Origin of the sequence: Paenarthrobacter sp. NPDC092416 (assembly GCF_044755025.1) — a bacterium.
Taxonomy (GTDB): domain Bacteria; phylum Actinomycetota; class Actinomycetes; order Actinomycetales; family Micrococcaceae; genus Arthrobacter.
On sequence record NZ_JBIVQG010000009.1, the window covers coordinates 148,049 to 169,573 of the forward strand.

Annotated in this window: 23 protein-coding genes and 1 tRNA gene; 17 read left to right on the forward strand and 7 right to left on the reverse strand. The window is 64.8% G+C overall.

From position 1 onward, the window contains the following. Positions 1–30: 30 nt before the first annotated feature. The 5 genes from ACIQC5_RS17010 (at position 31) to ACIQC5_RS17030 (ending at position 3,553) form a co-directional block, all read left to right on the forward strand. A complete protein-coding gene (locus ACIQC5_RS17010; RefSeq protein WP_400284981.1) occupies positions 31–210 on the forward strand; it encodes a YbdD/YjiX family protein in 180 nt (59 codons plus the stop codon). 80 nt (positions 211–290) lie between these two features. Beyond that, positions 291–935: a bacterial proteasome activator family protein gene (locus tag ACIQC5_RS17015; protein WP_400284854.1), complete on the forward strand. Its 645-nt coding sequence runs from the start codon at positions 291–293 to the stop codon at positions 933–935. Between the two features lie 8 nt (positions 936–943). Further along, a complete protein-coding gene (locus ACIQC5_RS17020) occupies positions 944–1,384 on the forward strand; it encodes a hypothetical protein (protein ID WP_400284857.1) in 441 nt (146 codons plus the stop codon). A gap of 207 nt (positions 1,385–1,591) precedes the next feature. Further along, complete coding sequence (locus ACIQC5_RS17025) at positions 1,592–2,431, forward strand: aldo/keto reductase (protein WP_400284860.1); 840 nt, start codon at positions 1,592–1,594, stop codon at positions 2,429–2,431. A 165-nt stretch (positions 2,432–2,596) separates the two neighbouring features. Beyond that, entirely contained in the window at positions 2,597–3,553 is a 957-nt protein-coding gene (locus ACIQC5_RS17030) for an AsnC family transcriptional regulator (RefSeq protein ID WP_400284862.1), read from the forward strand. Here ACIQC5_RS17030 and ACIQC5_RS17035 read toward each other — a convergent pair. Continuing rightward, positions 3,534–5,018, reverse strand: coding sequence for an amidase (locus ACIQC5_RS17035; RefSeq protein WP_400284865.1), 1,485 nt, complete (start codon positions 5,016–5,018; stop codon positions 3,534–3,536). The genes ACIQC5_RS17030 and ACIQC5_RS17035 overlap by 20 nt on opposite strands. Positions 5,019–5,291: 273 nt before the next feature. On the opposite strand from ACIQC5_RS17035, the gene ACIQC5_RS17040 reads away from it, so the two are divergent. From ACIQC5_RS17040 to ACIQC5_RS17075, 8 genes are all read left to right on the forward strand, one after another. Next, positions 5,292–6,068: a DUF5058 family protein gene (locus tag ACIQC5_RS17040; RefSeq protein WP_400284868.1), complete on the forward strand. Its 777-nt coding sequence runs from the start codon at positions 5,292–5,294 to the stop codon at positions 6,066–6,068. A 74-nt stretch (positions 6,069–6,142) separates the two neighbouring features. Beyond that, positions 6,143–6,874 (forward strand): hypothetical protein, encoded by a 732-nt coding sequence (locus ACIQC5_RS17045; RefSeq protein ID WP_400284870.1) that lies wholly within the window; start codon positions 6,143–6,145, stop codon positions 6,872–6,874. 49 nt (positions 6,875–6,923) lie between these two features. Continuing rightward, the gene (locus tag ACIQC5_RS17050) at positions 6,924–8,153 is read left to right on the forward strand and encodes an amidohydrolase (RefSeq protein ID WP_400284873.1); all 1,230 of its coding nucleotides are present in this window, start codon (positions 6,924–6,926) and stop codon (positions 8,151–8,153) included. A 19-nt stretch (positions 8,154–8,172) separates the two neighbouring features. Further along, positions 8,173–9,438, forward strand: coding sequence for a CaiB/BaiF CoA transferase family protein (locus ACIQC5_RS17055; protein WP_400284876.1), 1,266 nt, complete (start codon positions 8,173–8,175; stop codon positions 9,436–9,438). After that, positions 9,439–11,103, forward strand: coding sequence for a carboxyl transferase domain-containing protein (locus ACIQC5_RS17060; protein ID WP_400284878.1), 1,665 nt, complete (start codon positions 9,439–9,441; stop codon positions 11,101–11,103). It begins immediately after the preceding gene. Next, on the forward strand, positions 11,100–11,912 hold the full coding sequence (locus ACIQC5_RS17065; RefSeq protein ID WP_400284881.1) for a formylglycine-generating enzyme family protein: 813 nt from the start codon (positions 11,100–11,102) through the stop codon (positions 11,910–11,912). The genes ACIQC5_RS17060 and ACIQC5_RS17065 overlap by 4 nt, the downstream gene beginning before the upstream one ends. 117 nt (positions 11,913–12,029) lie before the next feature. Continuing rightward, positions 12,030–12,443, forward strand: a complete 414-nt coding sequence (locus ACIQC5_RS17070) for a type II toxin-antitoxin system HicB family antitoxin (protein ID WP_400284884.1) — start codon at positions 12,030–12,032, stop codon at positions 12,441–12,443. Between the two features lie 109 nt (positions 12,444–12,552). Beyond that, the gene (locus ACIQC5_RS17075; RefSeq protein WP_400284887.1) at positions 12,553–12,900 is read left to right on the forward strand and encodes a cytotoxic translational repressor of toxin-antitoxin stability system; all 348 of its coding nucleotides are present in this window, start codon (positions 12,553–12,555) and stop codon (positions 12,898–12,900) included. Positions 12,901–12,982: 82 nt separating this feature from the next. On the opposite strand, the gene ACIQC5_RS17080 is transcribed toward ACIQC5_RS17075, so the two are convergent. Beyond that, positions 12,983–13,055 (reverse strand) — tRNA-Thr (locus ACIQC5_RS17080). A gap of 227 nt (positions 13,056–13,282) precedes the next feature. Here ACIQC5_RS17080 and ACIQC5_RS17085 point away from each other — a divergent pair. Beyond that, a complete protein-coding gene (locus tag ACIQC5_RS17085; RefSeq protein WP_400284889.1) occupies positions 13,283–14,014 on the forward strand; it encodes an HAD family hydrolase in 732 nt (243 codons plus the stop codon). A gap of 13 nt (positions 14,015–14,027) precedes the next feature. Here ACIQC5_RS17085 and ACIQC5_RS17090 read toward each other — a convergent pair whose 3' ends face one another. From ACIQC5_RS17090 to tmk, 3 genes are read right to left on the reverse strand one after another with little or no spacing between them, the layout of a single operon-like run. Then, positions 14,028–15,641: an alpha/beta hydrolase gene (locus tag ACIQC5_RS17090; RefSeq protein ID WP_400284892.1), complete on the reverse strand. Its 1,614-nt coding sequence runs from the start codon at positions 15,639–15,641 to the stop codon at positions 14,028–14,030. A gap of 8 nt (positions 15,642–15,649) precedes the next feature. Next, entirely contained in the window at positions 15,650–16,801 is a 1,152-nt protein-coding gene (locus ACIQC5_RS17095; RefSeq protein WP_400284895.1) for a DNA polymerase III subunit delta', read from the reverse strand. Further along, positions 16,798–17,457, reverse strand: coding sequence for a dTMP kinase (gene tmk / locus ACIQC5_RS17100; protein WP_400284898.1), 660 nt, complete (start codon positions 17,455–17,457; stop codon positions 16,798–16,800). The genes ACIQC5_RS17095 and tmk overlap by 4 nt, the downstream gene beginning before the upstream one ends. A gap of 73 nt (positions 17,458–17,530) precedes the next feature. Between tmk and ACIQC5_RS17105 the strand changes: the two genes are divergently transcribed. Together ACIQC5_RS17105 and ACIQC5_RS17110 are read left to right on the forward strand one after the other, a co-directional pair. After that, a complete protein-coding gene (locus ACIQC5_RS17105) occupies positions 17,531–18,715 on the forward strand; it encodes a trans-sulfuration enzyme family protein (protein ID WP_400284901.1) in 1,185 nt (394 codons plus the stop codon). A 10-nt stretch (positions 18,716–18,725) separates the two neighbouring features. After that, positions 18,726–19,067, forward strand: coding sequence for a DUF2516 family protein (locus ACIQC5_RS17110; protein WP_400284903.1), 342 nt, complete (start codon positions 18,726–18,728; stop codon positions 19,065–19,067). A gap of 9 nt (positions 19,068–19,076) precedes the next feature. Here the strand turns inward: ACIQC5_RS17110 and ACIQC5_RS17115 are convergent, their stop codons facing one another. Continuing rightward, positions 19,077–19,898, reverse strand: coding sequence for a class I SAM-dependent methyltransferase (locus ACIQC5_RS17115; protein WP_400284906.1), 822 nt, complete (start codon positions 19,896–19,898; stop codon positions 19,077–19,079). Between the two features lie 87 nt (positions 19,899–19,985). Between ACIQC5_RS17115 and ACIQC5_RS17120 the strand changes: the two genes are divergently transcribed. Then, positions 19,986–20,732 (forward strand): phosphoglyceromutase, encoded by a 747-nt coding sequence (locus tag ACIQC5_RS17120; RefSeq protein ID WP_400284908.1) that lies wholly within the window; start codon positions 19,986–19,988, stop codon positions 20,730–20,732. 103 nt (positions 20,733–20,835) lie between these two features. Here the strand turns inward: ACIQC5_RS17120 and phoU are convergent, their stop codons facing one another. Beyond that, entirely contained in the window at positions 20,836–21,489 is a 654-nt protein-coding gene (gene phoU / locus ACIQC5_RS17125; RefSeq protein ID WP_400284911.1) for a phosphate signaling complex protein PhoU, read from the reverse strand. Between the last annotated feature and the right edge of the window lie 36 nt (positions 21,490–21,525).

A 21,525-nucleotide genomic window follows, 5' to 3' on the forward strand; every position in this document is an offset into this window, starting at 1 on the left:
AAGGTCGTTGCCAAGGGATTCCAGGGTGTCGTGGCCAATCTGCGGGCGGTCGCCACATACCTCCGCGCAGTCATGGGCGCGGACGCTTACCAGAAGTATCTTGAGCATTTCGACGCTACCGGGCATGCCGGTCCCGCCTTGACTGAACGCGAGTTTTGGCGGGACCGGATGGACCGGCAGGACACCAACCCCCAGGGCAGGTGCTGCTGAGGACGTAGTTTCGCTACGAACGAAGTCCAAAATCCGGTCCGGGCCCCGGTGGGAGGTGAACCCCATGAGAGTATGAACGCATGAGCGATCTGAATGACCTTCAGGCCACGGACGCGGCTTCGGACGACACCCCCGTGGAAGGAACCACTCTGGACGAGGGCGCTTCCACGCCCGATGAACAGCAGGCAAGCAAAGAGCGCGCCGCGAAGGAAGCCAAGCCCAAGGGTGCGAATCTTCAAGAGCTTGTGGACGAACCAGCCAAGGTGATGCGGATCGGGACCATGATTCGCCAGCTGCTTGAAGAGGTCAAGGCGGCACCCCTCGACGACGCGGCCCGGGGACGGCTGGCTGAGATCCATGAGCGCTCCATCAAGGAACTTGAGGACGGCCTCGCGCCGGAGCTGATCGAAGAACTCGAGCGGATCAGTTTGCCTTTTCCGGAGGACAAAGCTCCTTCGGACGCTGAGCTGAGGATCGCCCAGGCCCAGCTTGTCGGCTGGCTTGAGGGCTTGTTCCACGGCATCCAGGCAGCCATCGCGGCGCAGCAGGCTGCAAGGGAGCACGCCTCCGCTCAGATGCAACTCCGTCAGCTCCCGCCAGGAACCGTGATCGCGCCGGGCATTGTCATCGGTGAAAACGGCCAGCCGCAAAGGGCGGCTGCGCCAGGCGCAGCTCCGCAGGCCCGCCCCGAAGATCCTGACCACGGTCCGGGACAGTACCTCTGAGAACCGCCGTGGGTTTCTTTGGGGCCGTCCGGCAAGGGCGGAAAGACGATATTGAGCTCGGCAAAGGGCTGTGGCGGCGCGCGCACGATCGCTTTCATCGGGGACTCGACCGCTACCACCAGGTCCTTGAAGGCGTGGACGACGAGCAGCTGTACAACGAACTCGTGGAGATAGCCAACGAACTTGCGGAGTTGTCGCCGCGTGTCCGGGTCATCTGCGTGGAGGCGCAAAAGCGGTCACCCAGTGACGGACTGGATGTCCCGGGTTCGCTGGCTGGCGTGCACCGTGCCTTGTCCAAGGCCGGTAATTCCCTTGCCACCACGGCGGAGGCCGCTGCCATGCTGCGGCTGGCCGTGGGGCCGGTGCCGGTTGGTGCGCTGTCTGTGCGGCGCCGGGCGGAATCGGTTTTCGAGCAGGTCGCCGACGCCGAACGGCTGCTCGCCGCCTGAGCGGGTTGCACAGGATCTGGGCAGGTACCTGAGGGGCAGGGACCTGAGGAGGCTGGTACATGGAGGGCTGGCCAGCATCATCAAGAAAGCCAGCGTGCGCAATTACACGCGTACGCTTCTATTCCCTTATCGCAACAAGTTAAGCGGATAGCGGATCTCTGTAACATTTGGTGCTTCCGTCGAGTTCGTGCTGGCAGGATGGCAGACATGACTTCGTCACCAACACTTACTTTCAACGACGGCAACACCATTCCCCAGCTCGGCTACGGGGTGTGGCAAGTTGAAGACGATGTAGCCGAAAAGGTGGTGCGCCAGGCTTTTGAGGCCGGCTTCCGCCACATCGATACTGCCAAGATCTACGGGAACGAGTCCGGCGTCGGCCGCGCAATCGCCTCCTCCGGCCTTTCCGCCGAGGAAATCTTCATCACCACCAAGTTGTGGAACGCGGACCAGGGCTACGAATCCACCATCGAAGCGTTCGAGAAGTCCTTGGGCCACCTCGGTCTGGAGACCCTGGACCTGTACCTCATTCACTGGCAGCAGCCCAAGCAGGACAAGTTCGTGGACACCTGGAAGGCCCTCATTGAGCTGAAGAAGCGTGGCCGGGTCAAGTCCATCGGTGTTTCCAACTTCACCAAGGAAGGCCTGCAGCGCATCATCGATGAGACCGGTGTTGTTCCGGCCATCAACCAGGTTGAACTGCACCCGTTCTTCAACCAGGCCGACCTTCGCGGGTTCAACGCGTCCAAGGGCATCCTGACGCAGGCTTGGTCCCCGCTGGGCCAGGGTGGCGAGCTGCTGGAAAACGCCACGGTTGCCGGGATTGCTGCCAAGCACAACGCCACCCCGGCACAGGTAGTCATCGCGTGGCACCTCGCGATCGGCAACGTGGTGATCCCCAAGTCCGTGACCGAGTCGCGCATCCAGGAGAACTTCGCGGCGCTGAACGTCACGCTGGACGCTGCCGACGTCGAGGCCATCAACGGCTTGGACCGCGGCGCCGAAGGTCGCATCGGACCGGACCCAGCGGTTTCCGACTTCGCCTAAGCGAGTTGCTCGGCCGCTAATTTGCGCGCCCCGCCCCAACATGGGGCGGGGCGCCTGCCGTTTAACGCACGACGGCGGTACCCGTCACTGGGGCAGCGACGTTTGAATCAGTGGTGCGCCCCGAGTCCGTGGTGAAATTGAGCGACGCAACGGGACGGAGTTCGCATGGTGGTGTTTGACGCATTGGAGCGGCAGATAGTTGCTGCCCTCCAACTGGATCCGCGCTGCCCGTGGCGCAAGATCGCCGCTGTGCTCGGTGAAGCTGAGCGGACGGTGGCTCGTCGCGGATCCCAGCTGCTGGAGTCCGGTGCCGTCGCCGTGGTGGGCGTGCGCCCCAGGCCGGCCGCGGTGCTCGTGGAGATGCGCTGCACCCCGGGAACAGTGCGTGCCGCCGCCCAAGCACTCGCGCAGCGCAGCGACACCACATTCGTCTACACCACCACCGGCACTGGCGATTGCGTCGCCGAAATCCTCACCGAACCAGCCCGCATGGGCGATGTCCTCTCCGATGAGTTGCCCTCAACCATCGGGCTCCGCGACTCCACAAGCTACCCGGTGCTGCGCTACTTCCGGACCATCCGGGGCTGGCGGCCGGAGATCCTGAGCGCGGACCGGGCCGAGGCTTTCCGTACGTCCCTGTCGGCAGACTCCGGTGTCTTGGAGTTCCGGCACGAGCTCAGCCGCCAGGACACCGAGTTGGTCGAGGCCTTGTGCGCCGATGGCAGAATGAGCTTCGAAGCACTCGGACGCAGGGTGGGCGTCTCCGAGGCCACTGCGCGTCGACGCAGTGAGTGGCTTCTGGCCAACAACCAGGTGCACCTGAGGGTGGTGGTGGAACCGGCCGCCTTCGGGCTCGCCGTGGAGGCCTTGCTCTGGATCCGGGCGTCGCCGCAACACGTGGAACAACTCGGCACGGCGCTGGCGGAGCTCCCCGTCGTTCGATATGCGGCGGCGATCGCGGGGGACTACCAGGTGATCGCGGACGTCACCGTGGGCGACATGTCTTCGCTTTACCGCTTCATCACGGGCTCGGACTGGGCACAGTACGCCTCCAGTGTGGACGTCTCCATCCTGCTGGATGCCCGGAAGCGCGGCGGGCGGTTCATGCGGCCGTCGTCGTAAGGTTTGCTGCGCCCGTTGCAGCATTGGACCCGGCCTCAAGGACAGGAGCGGCCTCAACGACAGGAGCGACGGCGGCGTACCCCGTCTGCTGCTCGAAGGCGCGGCCCCACCGGAGCAGTTGCATGTCCGTGTAGTGGTTACTGGCGAGCTGGAGGCCGATGGGCAGGCCAGTGGAGCTGAACCCGGCAGGCACGCTGAGGACGGGTAACCCTGTGGCGGACAACAGGCAGGCCGAGCGCATCCAGTCCAGATACGTCTCCGAGGCCACTCCGGCAACCTCCGCGGGGTAGCGGAGCGTCGCATCAAAAGGCAGGACCTGGGCGCAGGGGCTGGCGAAGAGGTGGTAGCGCCCGAAGAACTCCTGCACGCTCTTTTCAAGGCGGGTCCGGGCCGCGGCGGTCTCGATGAGATCCCGGGCAGTCAAAGCCAGGCCTTTGTTCACATTCCAGTGCACTTCCGGCTTGATGAGGTCCCCGGCGCGTTCCAGGATCGGCCCGAGTCCGGCGGCGAAGTCCATGGCCCGCGTGTTGCCGAACACCAGGTCTGCCTCGCTGAAATCAGGTGTGGCCTCTTCCACGATCGCTCCGAGGCTCGCGAAGACTGCCAGCTGCCGCTCAAGGTGGTCCAGAATTTCCGGCTCCACGGGTACGCCAATGCCGAAGTCCCGCGACCAGCCAATGCGCACACCGCGCATGTCGGTCTCCAGCCCGGACCGGAATACCTGCGGATCAAGGCCTGCCGGATGCGGAACGCGGGGGTCCTTGCCGGCGGTCACGGACATGAACAGTGCAATGTCTTCCACGGTTCGGGCCATCGGCCCGGTCCGTCCCAGCCACGCGTACGCGTTGACGTCGGACGGCATGGGGATGACCGCCGTCGACGGCCTGAAGCCAACCACATTGCAGAAGGAGGCCGGGATGCGAAGCGAACCGCCCATGTCGCTGCCATCGCCGATGCTCTGGACGCGGGACGCGACGACGGCGGCTACTCCGCCGCTGCTGCCGCCCGCGCTCAGGGTGGGCGCGTAGGGGTTGGTGGTGGTGCCGAAGAGGTCGTTGAACGTGTGCGATCCCGCCCCGAATTCAGGAACGTTGGTCTTGCCAGTGGTGACCACTCCGGCCGCCTTCAACCGCGCCACGATCAGGTCGTCGGCGTCGGGGATGAAGTCGCGCAAGGCGAGGGACCCCTGGGTGGTGCGCATCCCGGCGGTGTTGTTGGTGTCCTTGTGGGTCATGGGGAGGCCATGGAGGGGTGCGAGTTCCGCTCCGGACGCAGTGAGTTGGTCGGCGCGGTGAGCCAGCGCCTCTGCTCCTTCGGGATCGAGCGTGACCACGGCGTTGATGACGGGGTTCACCTGGGTGATCCGCTCCAGGTGAACGGCCAGGGCTTCGCGCGCCGAGACCTTCTTCTTGCGGATGGCGGCGGTGAGTTCGACGGCGGACAGCTCGCCAATGGTGTCAGTCATGGTGCTCCTTTGCTGGGTGTTCACTGCCTGAAAGTGTGCCCGGTCACATCAGGCCGCGGAAGTCTGCGCTTTCAAGGAGGCCTCGTTTGACTGTTTCGGCCAATCAAATGGCTGATTCCGTCAGCTATTGTGTGTGATCCGGCTCATAGCGGAAGGTGTTGCTAACCCACTGGCCGATCTGGTCGTTGGGCAAGGATTTGCCCTTAGCTCAGTACGTACCGCACAACGACGTCCACCACGCACTGGGGCAGGGCTTCAAACCGGAGGTTCCCCATGCACCAACCCCTGGCACTTCAGTCCCAAGCACTGCAACCGTTCGCGACGAACGATTCCACGGACATCATGGCGATCGCCAACAATCCCGTCCTGTGGATCTGCGTGGCAGGCGTCTTCGGCGTCATCATCATCCAGTCCGTCATCTTCATGAAGGCAGCCCGGCGGGCCGCTCCATCCGTGGACATGAGTGCGCAGGACATCAGGACGTCGTTCCGCTCCGGTGCCGTTTCAGCGATCGGGCCTTCCCTCGCCGTTTCACTGGTGGCCATTGCGCTGCTGGGACTTTTTGGTGCGCCGGCTGTCCTCTCCAGGATTGGCCTGATCGGCTCGGCCGCCTACGACGTATCCGCAGCCGGCATCGCTGCAGGGTCCATGGGGGCAAAGCTCGGCGATGCCAGCTACACGCAGAGCGTCTTCGCCGTGGCGTTCTTCGCAATGAGCATTGGTGGGGCAATGTGGATGCTTGCCACCCTGGTCCTGACCCCGTTGCTCCGCAAGGGCGACGCCAAGATCCGCTCGGTGAACCCCGCCGCCATGGCGATCGTCCCTGCCGCTGCCTTGATCGGCGCCTTCTCCTGCCTGGGACTCGGCGAACTGCCCAAGTCCGGGATCCACGTCCTGTGCTTCGTGGTTTCGGCAGCGATCATGGGGCTTTGCCTGCTGCTGGCCAAGAAGCTCGGCAAGAGCTGGTTGCGTGAGTGGGGGCTTGGCATCTCAATCGTCATCGGCCTGGGCGCAGCCTACCTCGCAGTCGGCCCAGCCGTCGGTGCCTGAGCGCACGGCGCCAGCAACCTGACCCCGACTCCCGCCTGCAGCCCAGACCACTGAGCACGAAAGGAACACCCTTCATGTCTTCCATTACTTCCGCTCCTAATACCACCCATTCCGCCATGGCGGACTTCAACCGCACCACGTCCCGCTGGGGACAGATCACCATGATCGGCGGATTGCTGATCTCCATCGCCGGGCCGCTGTATCTGGTCTTTGCCAGTGGGCTCGACATCGGGCCCACCCAGCTCTGGATCGCCTTCGCGGCCGTCGCCGCAACTTTCGGAATCATCTGGGTCGTCGAGCCACTCACGTACTTCCCAATCCTCGGCCCGGCGGCCATGTACCAGGCCTTCATGATCGGCAACATCTCCAACAAGCTCCTTCCGGCGGCCTTGATCGCCCAAACCAACATCGGCGCAAAGCCGGGCAGCAAGCGCGCGGAACTTGCCGCCGTCGTGGCTATCTGCGGAGCCGCAGCGGTCCACCTGATCTCGCTCGCGATCTTCGTGGGACTGCTGGGCAGCTGGCTCATCAGCGTCATTCCGCCGTCTGTACTTCTTGTGACCCGCCTGTATGTTCTGCCCACGGTACTTGGTGCAGTCCTGGTGCAGGCCATCGTGTCCATGAAGCAGCCCCGCACCACGGTCTTCGCGCTTCTGGTCTCGGCGGTGGTCGTCTTCGTTGTGCTGCCCTTGGTGCCGTCACTCGCCATGGTGTCCACCGCCATCGCCGTGCTGGGGACCATCCTCCTGGCGTGGTTCTTCCGCGGAAAGCAGGTCATGGAGGCCAAGCCGATCCACATCGAGTAGCGGCCACGCCCGAAACAACTCCCGACTGACAAACAAGGAAGACAGGACCATGACCTCAACAGCCACCGCCCTCCAACTCGACGCCGGGCAGACTGCCGCGCTCCACAAGTTGTACCGGCACCTTCACGCGCATCCGGAACTGTCCATGCAGGAGTTCGCTACCGCCGCACTGATCCAGGAGCAGTTGGACGCACTGGGAATCGAGCATTTCCGCTGCGGTGGCACCGGTGTGGTGGGAATCCTCAGGAACGGCGACGGTCCTGTGGTTGCCTTCCGGGCAGACTCCGATGGCCTGCCCATCGAGGAGGCCACCGGGCTGGATTACGCCAGCACGGACACTGGAACGCTGCCTGATGGCTCCACGGTCCCGGTGATGCACGGCTGTGGCCACGACACGCACGTGGCCAGCCTGCTCGGTGCCGCCGAGGTTCTGGCAGGGAATCGGGACGCGTGGTCCGGGACCCTGGTTTTGATTTTCCAACCGGGGGAGGAGACAGCGGCAGGCGCACTGGCGATGCTCGACGACGGGCTGTGGGACAAGGCTCCCCGGCCGGAAGTGGTGTTCGGGCAACACGTCATGCCGCGCCCGGTCCGAACGGTCGCCATTTCACGTGGTCCCGTGGCCGCCATGGCCGATTCGCTCCGCGTCACCGTTCACGGCCAGCAGTCGCACGGCTCCCAGCCGCAGGATTCCATCGATCCAATCGTCATGGCCGCGCACATGGTCACCCGGCTCCAAGGGATTGTGTCCCGCGAGCTGGACCCGCGGAAGTCCGCCGTCGTGACGGTCGGAACCTTCCATGCCGGCCTCAAGGAGAACATCATCCCGGCGTCAGCGGAGTTCACGTTGAACATCCGCACGTTCGACGAGGACGTCAGAGGACAAGTTCTCTCCGCTGTCCGTCGCATCATCGAGGCCGAGGCCGCCGCGTCCGGGGCGCCGAAGCCCGAGATCGAGGAGATGTACCGCTTCCCGCAGTGCTTCAACGATCCCGACGCCGTTCCTGCCGTGATCGAGGCACTGCGCGCTCAGCTGGGGACTGAGTCGGTGGAAATCACCCCGCCGATGATGGGCAGCGAAGACTTCGGGCACCTGGGGACGGCGATCGGAGTGCCGTCGGTGTTCTGGATGTTCGGCGGAACTCCTGCAGCCGGGCACGAGGGCCCCGGTCCCATCCCCGTGAACCACTCGCCGTTCTTCGCCCCCGAGCTGGAAGGCTCCTTGGCCGGAGGCGTCTCGGCCGCTGTCGCCGTGCTGATGTCCCGGCTGGGCAACTGAGAATTTCAAGGACATTCCCATGACTTCAGCTCTTACCTCCTCTTTAGCCCAACTCCACAGCGCCACAGACGTACCGCCGTCCGTAAGCCCAAACCTGCAAGCAGCCCAAGGCCCGCTCGCCGGCAGGCTCGTGGTGGACCTCAGCCGGGCACTTGCCGGTCCGCACGCCGCCATGATGATGGGCGATCTTGGGGCTCGGGTCATCAAGATTGAAAACCCAGGTACGGGAGACGATACGCGCGGGTGGGGTCCGCCGTTCGTTGGTCCCGAGGACGATCCGCAAGCTACGTACTTCCTGTCCTGCAACCGCAACAAGGAATCCCTCACGCTGGACCTCAAGAGCGAGGACGGCCGGACCGTCCTCCGTCAACTGTTGGAGCGCGCAGACGTCGTGGTGGAAAACTTCCGGCCAGGGGTTCTGGAACGGCTCGGCTTCAGCACCGACGCCATGCACCGCATCAACCCGCGCCTGGTGATCCTCTCCATCACAGGTTTCGGCCATGACGGTCCTGAATCGCACCGCAGCGGCTATGACCAGATCCTGCAGGGCGAAGCCGGGCTCATGTCCCTCACGGGCTCCGGGCCCAATGATCCACAGCGGGTGGGTGTGCCGATCGCCGATCTCCTGTCCGGGATGTACGGCGCGTATGGCGTGGCGGCTGCCTTGCTGGAACGGGAACATACGGGCCGCGGGCAGGTGGTGCGGACGTCGCTGCTTGCTTCCCTTGTGGGTGTGCATGCCTTCCAGGGCACCAAGGTCACCGTTGCCGGTGAAGCCCCGGAGGCGCAGGGAAACCATCACCCGTCCATTGCGCCGTACGGGCTCTTCCGCTGCCGGGGTGGCAGTGTCCAGATCAGCGTCGGGAGCGAGAAGCTGTGGGTGGCGTTTGCTGCCGCCTTTGGAATCGACCCCTCTGCTCCGGGCTTGGCCACGAACGCGGACCGGGTCCGACACCGCTCCCGCGTCATAGATGTTGTGGAGGCTTCGTTCGCCGATTACGACGCCGAGCCACTCCTCGCCAAGCTCAGTGACGCCGGAATTCCAGCTGGGAAAGTTCGGACACTTAAGGAAGTCTACGAGTGGCCGCAGCTTGCCTCGCAAGGACTGCTGGTGGACGTCCAACACCCCGTTCTGGGACCCGTCACTTTGTCGGGGCCTCCATTGCGCTTCTTCGACAACGCCGACGGCGCTGAGTCCACGCGCCGTGCCCACACCGCGCCGCCGCTGCTCAACCAGCACGGCGTCGGTATCCGCGAATGGCTCGCCGCCGGGGAGGTGAGCTGAATGGCGACAACTGCCACCCGCCGTCGGCTTGGAGTCCGTGAACTGCTGGAAACCGTGCTCGACGCCGGGACGTTCGTGGCGTGGGATCGTCCGGTTCGCTTGGCGTCGGGTTCGTCGGGTTCGTCGGGTTCGTCGGGTTCGTCGGGTACTTCGGGTTCTTCAGGTTCGGCTGGCGCTGTGTCCGCTGGCTACGCTGCCGACCTGGAAGAGGCGCGCGAGAAGTCCGGCAGCGATGAATCCGTCCTCACGGGCGAAGGCCGGATACGCAACCACCGCGTGGTGGTTGTCGCATCCGACTTTGCCTTCCTGGCCGGCTCGATCGGGCGAGACGCGGCGCAAAGGCTCGTAGCCGCCGTCGAACGTGCCACGGATCTGGGCCTCCCGCTCGTGGCCATGCCGGCGTCGGGCGGGACCCGCATGCAAGAGGGAACCAGTGCGTTCCTGGCCATGGTGGAGATTGTGGCGGCCGTCCAGGCACATCGATCAGCAGGACTGCCGTATCTTGTGTACCTGCGGCACCCGACCACCGGGGGCGTCATGGCGTCGTGGGGTTCGTTGGGGCACGTCACCGCGGCTGAGCCGAGTGCGCTCCTGGGCTTTCTCGGCCCGCGCGTGTACGAGGCCCTGCATGGCGAGGAGTTCCCTCCAGGAGTGCAGACCGCCGAGAACCTGTTCGATCACGGCCTCGTGGACGCGGTGGTTCCCGCTGAAGGACTGAGCGAATACTTTGGGCGGGTGCTGGATCTGTTGCGCCCAAACGTACGGTCCGAAACCCCGGTTGGCGTGGCCCCCATGGCTGCGTCCTTGGTTAGCGCGGAGGCCGCAGCTGTATCCCGGGACGCCGGTCCTGCCGTTACCTCTGGCGTCAGCGCGTGGGAGTCCGTGCTGCGCTCGCGGGATCCGCTCAGGCCGTCTCCGGGTGAACTTCTCAGGGAGGCTGCCGATGGTGTGGTGCTGCTGCGCGGCGCGGGCGATGGAGCCAAGGACCACGGAATGCTCGTGGCGCTCGCCAGCTTTGGCGGGACCTCCTGTGTGGTGGTGGGGCATCACCGCGCCAGTTCCGATGCAGCTGCCGCCGATGGGCCCATAGCGATGGGCCCGGCCTCGTTGAGGGACGCGCGGCGTGGCATGCGGCTCGCCCAGGAGCTGAACCTGCCGCTTGTCACGATCATCGACACCGCGGGGGCGGCACTGTCGAAGGAAGCCGAAGAGGGTGGGCTGGCCACCGAAATCGCCCGGTCCCTTTACGATCTTCTTGGACTGGGCTCGCCGACGCTGTCCGTGCTGATGGGGCAGGGGACCGGAGGAGGGGCGCTCGCGCTCCTTCCTGCCGACCGGACCATCGCTGCACGGAACGCGTGGCTCGCGCCCTTGCCGCCTGAGGGTGCCAGCGCGATCGTCTACAGAACCACGTCGCGTGCTCCGGAACTCGCGCAGGGCCAGGGCATCACGGCCGCCGCGCTCGCAGCGTCTGGTGTGGTGGACGTGGTGGTGGACGAGTTCCCTGACGCCGCCCGTGAGCCCGCAGCTTTTTGCCGCCGCATCGGCGACGCGATCGCCGTCGAGCTCCAAGGCTTGTCCCGCCGCGGTGCCCCCGGACTCCAAGTGCGTCGGGCCAAATACCGGGCGCTGGTCTCCCAGGGGTGGACTAGCATCAGATGGTGACCAACCCCGATTCGGCAATCCCGCAGGGCGCCCTGGAGCTTGTGCCTATTCCCCAGGGAACCATTGAGCTGAGCGATGCCCGATCCGGGTCTTCCAGGGAAGTGGTCCTTGAGCCGTTCTCGATCGGCCGGACGCCGGTCACATGGACCCAATGGGATGCGGTGGCCGAAGCATTCTCGCCGGGCGTCGTCCATCGAAACACGACGACGCCGGCCCATCCAGTCACGTGGTTCGACACCATCCTGTGGTGCAACCGTGCCTCAGCCGCTGCCGGGCTCCAGCCCGCCTACGAACTGCACGACCGCGATGTCAGCTGGGACGTCAACGCCGATGGCTTCCGCCTTCCCACCGAGGCCGAGTGGGAATGGTCCTGCCGCGGCGGGACCAGCGGTCCCGCGTACGGCAAGCTGCAGGACATTGCGTGGACGGCCTTGGACCAGGTGGAAGAGCCGCAGTCTGTTGGGGGAAAGGCCGCCAACGATTTTGGCTTGTTCGACACCATCGGCAACGTCTGGGAATGGTGCTGGGACTATGCCGATACCGCACGCTATGGGGAGTATCGGAGTCTTCGCGGCGGGGGCTGGGCCGATCCGGAGTGGAGTTGCCGCTCGTCGGTTCGTCGGGGGAGTGCGCCTGACGCTGTCCTCGAAGATGTCGGTTTCAGGGTGGCGCGCGGGGCGGTTGGCTCAAAGGGCGAGCGGGCCGCGCAAGGCTGGTCCGCCGTCGCCGACTGGCAGCGGTCCCAAATCAGTGGGCCGTTGCCCGTCGGCTGGACCCCGCACCGCGGGCTTTCGAAACCGTGGGCGTAGGGCTGACGTCGCCGTCGGTCAATCGCTCCAGCGCGCCATAAATGGAGTCTCAGTAACTCCTCGGTTGATAGCGTGTACGCGTGTGTACACGCTAGTTTTTTGCTAGGAGGAACCGCGGTGAGTGCAAGCGCCCATTTCCCGACGCTGCGCTCCGGGCGGGCCCACCTTAAAGATGTACTCGATGCCGCGGCCAGCGGCCGCCCGGCCTCCATCAGCCGGGACGACGTGCGCATCGCCGCGGTGGACGCCGCGCGGTTAGTGGAATTCATGGCCAAGGTTCGCCCCGCCAACGCCCAACTAGTTCAAGAAGCCGGTGGGTGGAGTGTCTTCCTGCCCGGCCTGCCTACTGCAGCCGACGGTGCCACCTACGACGAGGCTCTCGATGAAGCTGTCCTTGCGCTGCGTGACTATGCCGACGCGTGGAATGATCGCCTCCGGCTCGCGCCCAACCACAGCAACAACTGGGGCCTGGTGCAGATGGTTGAGGCAGCGTCTGACGAGCGCCTCAAAGCCTGGCTGGTCGGGGAGTGAAGTACCCGCCGTCGACAAGGCGCGACGACGAGCATTTCTGTGTCACTGAGAATGGAAGGGGCGTAAGACGGCTACAGGAAGAACCGGCACGCATCACCAAAACTATGAGTTGGCCCTGCTTGATGGTCGAATCCTCCTCACCCGCATCAGCCACCCGGTTGATCGTTCTGACTACGGCCCGGACCTGTGGGGTCACATCCTCCGTGAGCAGCTCGAGGTCGACAACGGCGCGTTCTGGGATTGCGTGAAGAACGGAGTCCTGCCGGACCGCGGCGCACCGGCCGAGGCACCCAAACATGCCATCCCCGCCGGCGTCGTCTCCCTCCTGCTCGGCACCTTTCACCTGCCCGAGGAAGAGGTAAAGGCTATGTCGGCGGCCGAGGCGATCGCCCGGATGGGTGAACTCTTCTCGAAGCCGCCCGTTGACGACGGCGATGCCGAAGCCGTTGAGGTGTAAGAGAACGGCGCTGGAACATGGGTGGTCTGCGAGGCAACGCAAAAGCCCCGCTGGTTCCAAGAACCAGCGGGGCTTTTCTCTGAGCTTCCTATCAGAATCGAACTGATGACCTTTTCATTACGAGTGAAACGCTCTACCGACTGAGCTAAGGAAGCACCGCATCCATCTGCCGGTTTCCCGGCTGATCACGCAAGACATAACTGTAATAGAGGCACCGCGCCCGGGTCAAAACGAGCGCTGCGGGCGCCGTTGCAGGGATGTTCACCCGCGCGTCGGACCGGGTTCAGCCGCCCGTATTGCTGCCGCCGGAAGCTAGGACATCAACCGCCTCCAGTGCTGCACCAGGAGCAGTGTGGGGGACACCAGTCGAAGGAGCTGCGCAATGACCGGGGACGCAATGACCAGGGACACGAACACCACGCCGAGCCGGCTGCGGCTGGCCGTCGTGGACATGGTGGGCACCACCATCACTGACGATGGCCGCACCGAACGTGCCATGTCCCGGGCACTTGCGGAGCACGGCATCGAGCCTGGCAGCATCCGTTTCGAGAGCATGCTGGGCTACGCACGGGACACCATGGGCTACTCGAAAATGACGGTCTTCAGCCACCTTTTCGACGACGCCTCTGTCGCCGAAAGCGCCAACAAAGTCTTCGAGCGGGTCTACGACGAACTGATTGACGACGGCGGCGTCCGTGCCATTCCGGGCGCCGAGGACGCGATTGTGTGGATGCGTGAATCCGGCATGCAGGTCTGCCTGGCCACCGGTTTCGGCCGCCACACGCAGAACATGGTCCTGGAGTCGCTGGGCTGGATGGGACTTGCCGATCTCAGCCTATGCCCGGCAGATGCCGGCCGCGGCCGCCCTTATCCGGACATGGTGCTGACGGCGGTCCTCGCCCTGGACCTCGACGACGTCCGGGAAGTTGCCGTTGTCGGCGATACGAGCTCCGACATGCTCTCGGGCGTACGCTCGGGCGCATCTCTCGTCGCGGGCGTGCTGACCGGTTCGCATTCGGAGGCAACGCTCCGCGCCGCCGGTGCCACCGCCGTCGTCGATTCCATCAAGCAGCTTCCGCTCCTGCTGGAAAAGCGCGAAGCCAGGCACCTCTAGCGGCGCTGGCCACCTAGCATTTGAGGCCGTCCTGCGGCAGCTTGCCGTCTACAAAGTAATTGTCGACGGCGGCGCTGACGCAGGAGTTCGAGCGGCCGTAGGCGGTGTGTCCCTCGCCTTCCCACGTGATCAGTGCAGCGTTCTCAAGTTGCTTGCGCAGCGACTCCGCCCACTCCAGGGGAGTGGCGGGGTCGCCTGTTGTGCCGATCACGACGATCGGGGCAGAACCCGTGTAGTCCACCGGTGCAGGCGTGCGGGTGCTCTTGTAGGGCCATTCCTTGCAATTGATCCCGCCGTAGGCGAAGAACGCCCCGAACGTGGGGGAGTCCACCTTGAGGCGCGCTTCTTCCGCGCGCATGCCTGCTGTGTCCGTGACCATGGGGTAGTCCAGGCAGTTGATGGCGTTGAAGGCGAATGCCGAGTTGGAACTGTACGTGCCGTTGGCCTCACGGTCGGCGCCGAGGTCGGCGATGCGCATCATCGGTGACACGTCGCCGGAGAAGGCGCTGTCCAAAGCCTGTGTGAGTGCGGGCCAGCTTTGGTCGTCGTAGAGCGGCAGGATCATGCCGTTGACAAAGTCGGTTCCCGTGACCAGGCGCCCGTCCTTGGCGGTCTGGGAGTTCTGGTCCACGGCGTTGATGACGTCCCTGATTTCCTGGACGCCGTTGTCCACGGTGCCGCTCAGCGGGCATTCGTTCTGTTGGAGGCAGTCCGCTACGTAGGCGCGGATCGCCTTTTCGAAAGCCCGCGCCTGTCCGGCGGTCAGCTCTTCGTTGCTGATGGAAGGATCCACGGCGCCATCCAGGACCAGACGCCCTACGTTGTCCGGGAAAAGGGCAGCGTACGTGGAGCCCAGGAAGGTGCCGTACGAATAGCCCAGGTAATTCAGCTTGGTGTCATTGACCAAGGCGCGCAGGACATCGAGGTCCTTGGCGGCGCTGACAGTGTCAATGTGCCCGAGCACGGGCCCGGTCTGTTCCTGGCACTGTGCAAAGACGGCCCGGTTGTCAGCCAGCGCTGCTTCCAGTCCGGCGTCAGTATCCTTGCGGAAAACCTTCGCACGGGAGGCGTCGCGTTCTGCATCGCTCATGCATTTCACGGGCGAGGATCGCTTTACACCGCGGGGGTCGAAGCCCACTATGTCAAAGTTGGAGCGCAGTTTCTGGGTGAAGTGCGTGTTTCCGGCGTCCTTCACGAAATCCACACCTGAGCCGCCCGGGCCACCGGGGTTGACCAGGATGGTGCCCTGTTTGTTGCCGGACGTCTGCAGCTTGATGACCGAAAGCGTGATCGCCTCGCCATCCGGCTTGGCGTAGTCCATGGGAACCTGGACCTCGCCGCACTGGAAACCGCTCTCGCAGGAGGACCATTCGACCGTTTGCGAATAGAACTTCTCGAGCCCTTTGGGGGCAGAAGCCGCAATCGAAGGATCAACGGTGCTGGTTGTCGGTTTAGCAGTGGGCGAGGGCAGGAACGGCAGGGAACATGCAGTCAGCACGAGCGCCGAAACAACAACAACGCAGAGCGCAGCGAACCCGCGCCGCCGGGGACCACTCCCAGCCACGGAGTGCTGGGCGGACCGGTCCCTTGAAGGGGCACCGGCAGGCCGGCGAAGTGCGGACTTCATGCGTTCTCCTATTGCTGGATGAGGCTGGTCGCCATGGACTCGACCGCCAACAGCGGCGCCACGTTGGTGGTGGTGATGCGGACACGGGCTTTGTTGATGGCGTCCATGCGGGCCAAGGTGGTCTCCGGGGTGGAACGGCCTGCGTATTCCTCAAGGTCGCCCTTGAGTTCAACGTTGACCAGTTCCACGGCGTTCCCCAATTGGATGATCAGCACATCCCTGTAGAACGACAACAGGTCCGTCAGCGTCCGATCCAGGGAATCGGTGATGGACCGTTTGGCACGCCGTTTCTGGTCGTCCTCGAGTTGCTTGACCTGGCTCCGCATGGACGGCGGCAGCGTCCCGGACTCGGGCGCACCAAGGCTGGCCAGCAGCGCGATCTTTTCGGCGGCGTCGCGCTCATCATTGGAACTGTTGGCCTCGTCGGTGGCGATTTTGACCAGTTTTTCGGCCATCATCACGGCAGCGGTGACGCCGCGGAGGCCCAGCGGGATGCGGACCGTCTCCAAGCGGCGGTCGCGGGCATCGGCGTCGCGGGCCAACCGGCGGGCGATGCCAATGTGGCTTTGGGCGGCACGGGCTGCGCGGTCGGCGAGCTGAGGGTCCACGCCGTCGCGGCGCACCAGGAGGGCGGCGACATCCGAGGCCGGTGGGAGGCGCAGGCTGACGGGACGGCAGCGTGAACGGATGGTGACAAGGACGTCGGCGGGCGACGGCGCACACAGCATCCAAATTGTCCGGGGAGTTGGTTCCTCGATCGCTTTGAGCAGCACGTTGGTGGTGCGTTCAGCCATGCGGTCTGCGTCCTCCACCACGACGATCCGCCATCGCCCCGTGGCTGGCCTGTCCCCGGCTTTGGACACCAGTTCGCGGGCCTCATCAATAGTGATGGTGACTTTCTCGGTGCGAACAAACGTCACGTCCGGGTGAGTCTCACCGAGGATCGTGTGGCAAGCGGCGCATTCGCCACAGCCGCGGAGGGTGACGTCATCCTGCTCGCAGTTCAGCGCGGCAGCGAACGCCTTGGCGGCATTGGAACGACCGGAACCGGGGGGACCCGTGAAGAGCCATGCGTGCGTGAGGCCTGTCTCGCCTTGGGCGGCCTGCTTCAATTGCGCGACGACGGGCGCTTGGCCCTGGAGGTCATCCCAGACTGTCACAGGGGATCGCCTGTAACACGCTCGCCCAGCAGCGACTCCACGCGCTCCAGGATCCGCCCGGCCAATGTTTCGATGGCGTTGTTGGCCGGCAGTACCAAGTAATGGGACGGATGTGCGGCGGCCAGATCCAGGAAGGCGTCGCGGATAGCTGCGTGGAACGTATCGGGTTCGGACTCCAGCCGGTCTTCCGTGGCATCTCCGGCGGTGCGGCGTTCGCGGCCGTCGGAGGGCTCGACGTCGAGCAGTACAGTCAGGTCCGGGTGCAAGCCTTCCGTGGCCCATTCGTTGAGGGACAAAACACCCTCGGCGCCCAAACCCCGGCCCGTGCCCTGGTAGGCAACGGAGGAATCAATGTAGCGGTCTGTGATGACCACCTGCCCGGCGGCCAGGGCGGGCCGAATGACTTGGCTGGCGTGGGCTGCGCGGGCGGCCGCGAACATGAGTGCCTCGGTGCGGGCATCGATGGTGCCGTGGCCGTGGTCCAGCACCAAGGAGCGCAGCTTCTCGCCAATGGGGGTCCCGCCGGGCTCACGGGTGCGCAGCACGGACAGCCCGCGCGACTCGAGCGCACTGGCGAGCCGGACGGCCTGGGTGGACTTGCCCGCTCCGTCTCCGCCCTCGAAGGCGATGAAAAGACCTGGGCTCTGAATACTCACTCGTCTAGCCTACCGATCACGAGTGAACGTAACGGCTTTCATCCACAAGCCAGGCCGCGACTACCCTGAAACCATGAGTCTTTCCGAGCAGCACGCCGCAGATTTGTCCCCGGAAACTGTTGTGGTGGCTGCCGGCCGCCCCGAGCGCAAACATGACGAGCCGGTCAATCCGCCCATCGTCCTGTCCTCCACATACTTCGGTACGGGCTCCCTCGGCGACGGCGACCGCGGCTATGGCCGTTACGCCAACCCCACCTGGGACCCCTTCGAAGAAGCCCTTGCCCAGCTTGAAGGCGCAACCCTTCCGGGCCTGTTGTACGCTTCCGGCCTTGCCGCAGTCAGCTCGGCACTGTCGTTGGTTCCCGCCGGTGGCGTGGTGGTCATGCCGTCCCACAGCTACGCCGGCTCGTTGGTCATGGCCACTGAGCTCGCCGAGAAGGGCTTCCTGGAGCTCCGCACGGTCGACATCACGGACACGGACGCAGTCAAAGCCCTCATCAGCCCGGAAGACGGCAAGAACGCCGACATGCTGTGGCTGGAAAGCCCAACGAATCCCATGCTCGGCATCGCCGATGTCCGCGCCCTGACCGATGCCGCCCATGCAGTGGGCGCAATCGTGGTCACGGACAATACTTTCTCCACGCCGTTGGTGCAGCAGCCGCTCAGCCTGGGCTCCGACGTCGTCCTCCACTCGGTGACCAAATACCTGGCGGGCCACTCGGATGTTGTCCTCGGCGCCTTGGTGACCTCCAACCCGGAGCTGCGCGCGAGCCTTCTGCACCACCGCATCATCCACGGCGGAATCGCCGGCCCGTTCGAGGCATGGCTCGCCCTGCGCGGTTTGCGCACGCTGGCCTTGAGGATTGAGCGTTCGCAGGCATCGGCCGCTACGCTCGCGGAGCGCCTCAGCACGCACCCCCGCGTCGAGGCCATCCGTTACCCCGGCCTTGCCACGGACCCCGGCCACGAGCGTGCAAAGGACCAGATGAAGGGCTTCGGCTCGATTCTCTGCATCCAGATCGCCGGTGACGATCGCCGGAGCGGCGCTGATACAGCCGACGAACTGGTCCGCGCGTTGCAGCTCTGGCTGCCGGCTACGTCGTTGGGCGGAGTCGAGTCCCTCATTGAACGACGACGCCGGCACACGGCCGAGCCGCTCAGCGTGCCGGAAAACCTGGTCCGCTTGAGTGTGGGAATCGAGAACGTTGAAGACCTCTGGTCAGACCTTGAGCAAGCGTTGAAGTCGCTGGACGGCTAGGCTGGAGGGCGTGGACGGAAAACTCTTGATCGCGTTTGTCACCAACGGTGTGTACTTCATCCTTGGATTGGTGGCTGCAGCGCTGGAATTGTGGGCCCTGGCTGACTGCCTGCGGCACCGGCCGACGCTCTTCGTGGCCGCGTCCAAGCGCACCAAGACGTTCTGGTTGGCGCTGACGGCTGTAGCTTTCGCGATCGGCGCACTGACGCTGCTCAGCGGCGGAAGCGGCTTGGGCCTGTTTGGCATTGCGGCTGTTACGGCGTCCTGCGTGTACTTGGCCGATGTCCGTCCCGCCTTGCGCGAGGCCGGCAGCGGCGGCAACCGCAACGTCGGTCCCTACGGCCCCTGGTAAACGCTCGCCTCAGCGCGGCGCCACGGCTTCCCACGCCACGGTAACTTCACCCAGACGCCACCGCGACGCCCCACCCTGAAGCGGCCATCCGGCGTCGCGCAGTGACTTGCACATGCCCGTCCAGCGCTGCCGGTTGCCAAACGACGCCAGCGGAGCGGCTTCCAACCAGGCTTTGTCCATGGCCTGCAGGAACGCGTGAATCGGTTCGCCCGGCACGTTGCGGTGGATGAGCGCCTTGGGCAGCCGTTCAGCAACCTCGGACGGCAGCTCGAAACTGCCGAACCGCACCGAGAAGCTCAGGCTCAAAGGCCGTTCCGAATCCAGGGCCACCCACGTGACGCGCCGGCCGATCTCGTCGCAGGTGCCGTCAATGAACAGGCCGCCCGGAGCCAACCGCGACTGCACCAGTCCCCAGATCCCGGCTACGTCGGCTTCTTCATATTGACGCAGCACGTTGAAGGCACGGACCAGCACAGGATCGCCCTGAACCGGAACTTCAAATCCGCCCACATGGAAACTCAGCCCGGGCCGTTCCAAGGCCTTCGCCGTTCGCACCCGCTCCGGTTCGATCTCGATCCCGCAGACGCGCACGTCCGCCCGCACGGCTTGCAGCCGTTCAAAAAGTTCGACGGCGGTGGTCGGCGAGGCGCCATAGCCCAGGTCCACCACTAAAGGGTCGACGGCGGAGCGGAGCCGCCAGGCCTGCGGACCCGCCAGCCAGCGGTCCAGGCGGCGCATCCGGTTGGGATTCGTGGTGCCGCGCGTGATGTTGCCAACTGGCTTGCCGCCCCTACTGCGGGGAGAGCCCACCCGTTCCGCTTTTTGCACCACGGCCACCACTTTATCGTTGCCATGGCGGCTGCGTTGAGAAACGTAACGCCCGGCAGGGGACAGGGGCGCTCGGCTAGGATGAAAACCATGACTTACAAGCTGATTCTGCTGCGCCACGGCCACAGCGACTGGAACGCCAAGAACCTGTTCACCGGTTGGGTGGACGTAGACCTGAACGAGCAAGGCCGCGGAGAAGCAGTACGCGGTGGGGAACTCCTGGTTGAGAACAACATCCTCCCGGACGTCCTGTACACCTCGCTCCTGAAGCGTGCCATCAACACCGCCAACATAGCGCTGGACAAAGCGGACCGCGGCTGGATCCCGGTCAAGCGCGACTGGCGCCTCAACGAGCGCCACTACGGCGCGCTGCAGGGCAAGGACAAGGCCCAGACCCTCGCAGAGTTCGGCGAGGAGCAGTTCATGGAATGGCGCCGCAGCTACGACACCCCGCCGCCGCCCCTGTCCGATGACAGCGAATTCTCCCAGGCACACGACCCCCGCTATGCGGACCTTGGCGACGCCCTTCCCCGCACCGAATGCCTCAAGGACGTCCTGGTCCGTTTGCTTCCGTACTGGGAATCGGACATCAAGGAAGACCTGAAGGCCGGCAAGACCGTTCTGGTCACCGCCCACGGCAATTCCCTGCGCGCGCTCGTCAAGCACCTGGACGGCATCAGCGACGACGCCATCGCTTCCCTCAACATCCCCACGGGCATCCCGCTGGTGTACGAACTGGATGAGGACTTCCGGCCGATCAACCCCGGCGGCACCTATCTCGACCCCGAGGCAGCAGCCGAGGCGATCCTCGCGGTCGCGAACCAGGGCAAGAAGTAAGTTCCACGCAACTGCCGTAGCACCAGCTACGAAGCTGTTATGCACGACGACGGCGGCCGGTCACCTCAGGTGACCGGCCGCCGTCGTGCTTCAGGCTTTAAGGCTAGAAGCCCTCAGGCTGCCATTCGCCCGTCACCAGGTAGGTGACCTTGCGGGCAACGGAGACGCCGTGGTCCGCGAAGCGCTCAAAGTAGCGGCTGGCCAGGGCAACGTCCACCGTGGTGGAAGCAGATTCGGTCCAGTCCGGGGAAGCGATCGCTTTGAAGACGCTGAGGTGGAGGTCGTCCACGGCGATGTTGATCTTGAGGATGTCGCGGGCCACTTCGAGGTCTCGCGTTTCCAGCAGCTCAATGACCTTGGCCGTGATCTCGATGTCGTGCTGGGCCATTGCCTTGAAGGTCTGGGTCAGCGAAGCGGGAATGACGGTGGCCGGGTAGCGCAGGCGCGCCAACTGGGCCACGTGGCGGGCCAGGTCACCCATGCGTTCGAGCGAGGCACTCATGCGCAGCGAACCCACAATCATGCGGAGGTCGCTGGCTACCGGGCCCTGCAGCGCGAGGATGTCGATGGCGCGCTCGTCCAGGCTGTTCTGCAGGAAATCGATGCGTGCATCTGCCGCGATAACGTCCTGGGCAAGATCGACGTCGGCGCCTTCAAAGGAAGTAGTGGCCTTCTCGATTGCCTCACGAACCAGCTTGGAGATCTCGATGAGGTCGTCACCTACCTGGGTGAGCTCCTCCTGAAAAACCTTGCGCACTAAGGCGTCCTTTCCTTGGAAATCCCTGTCCCGCGT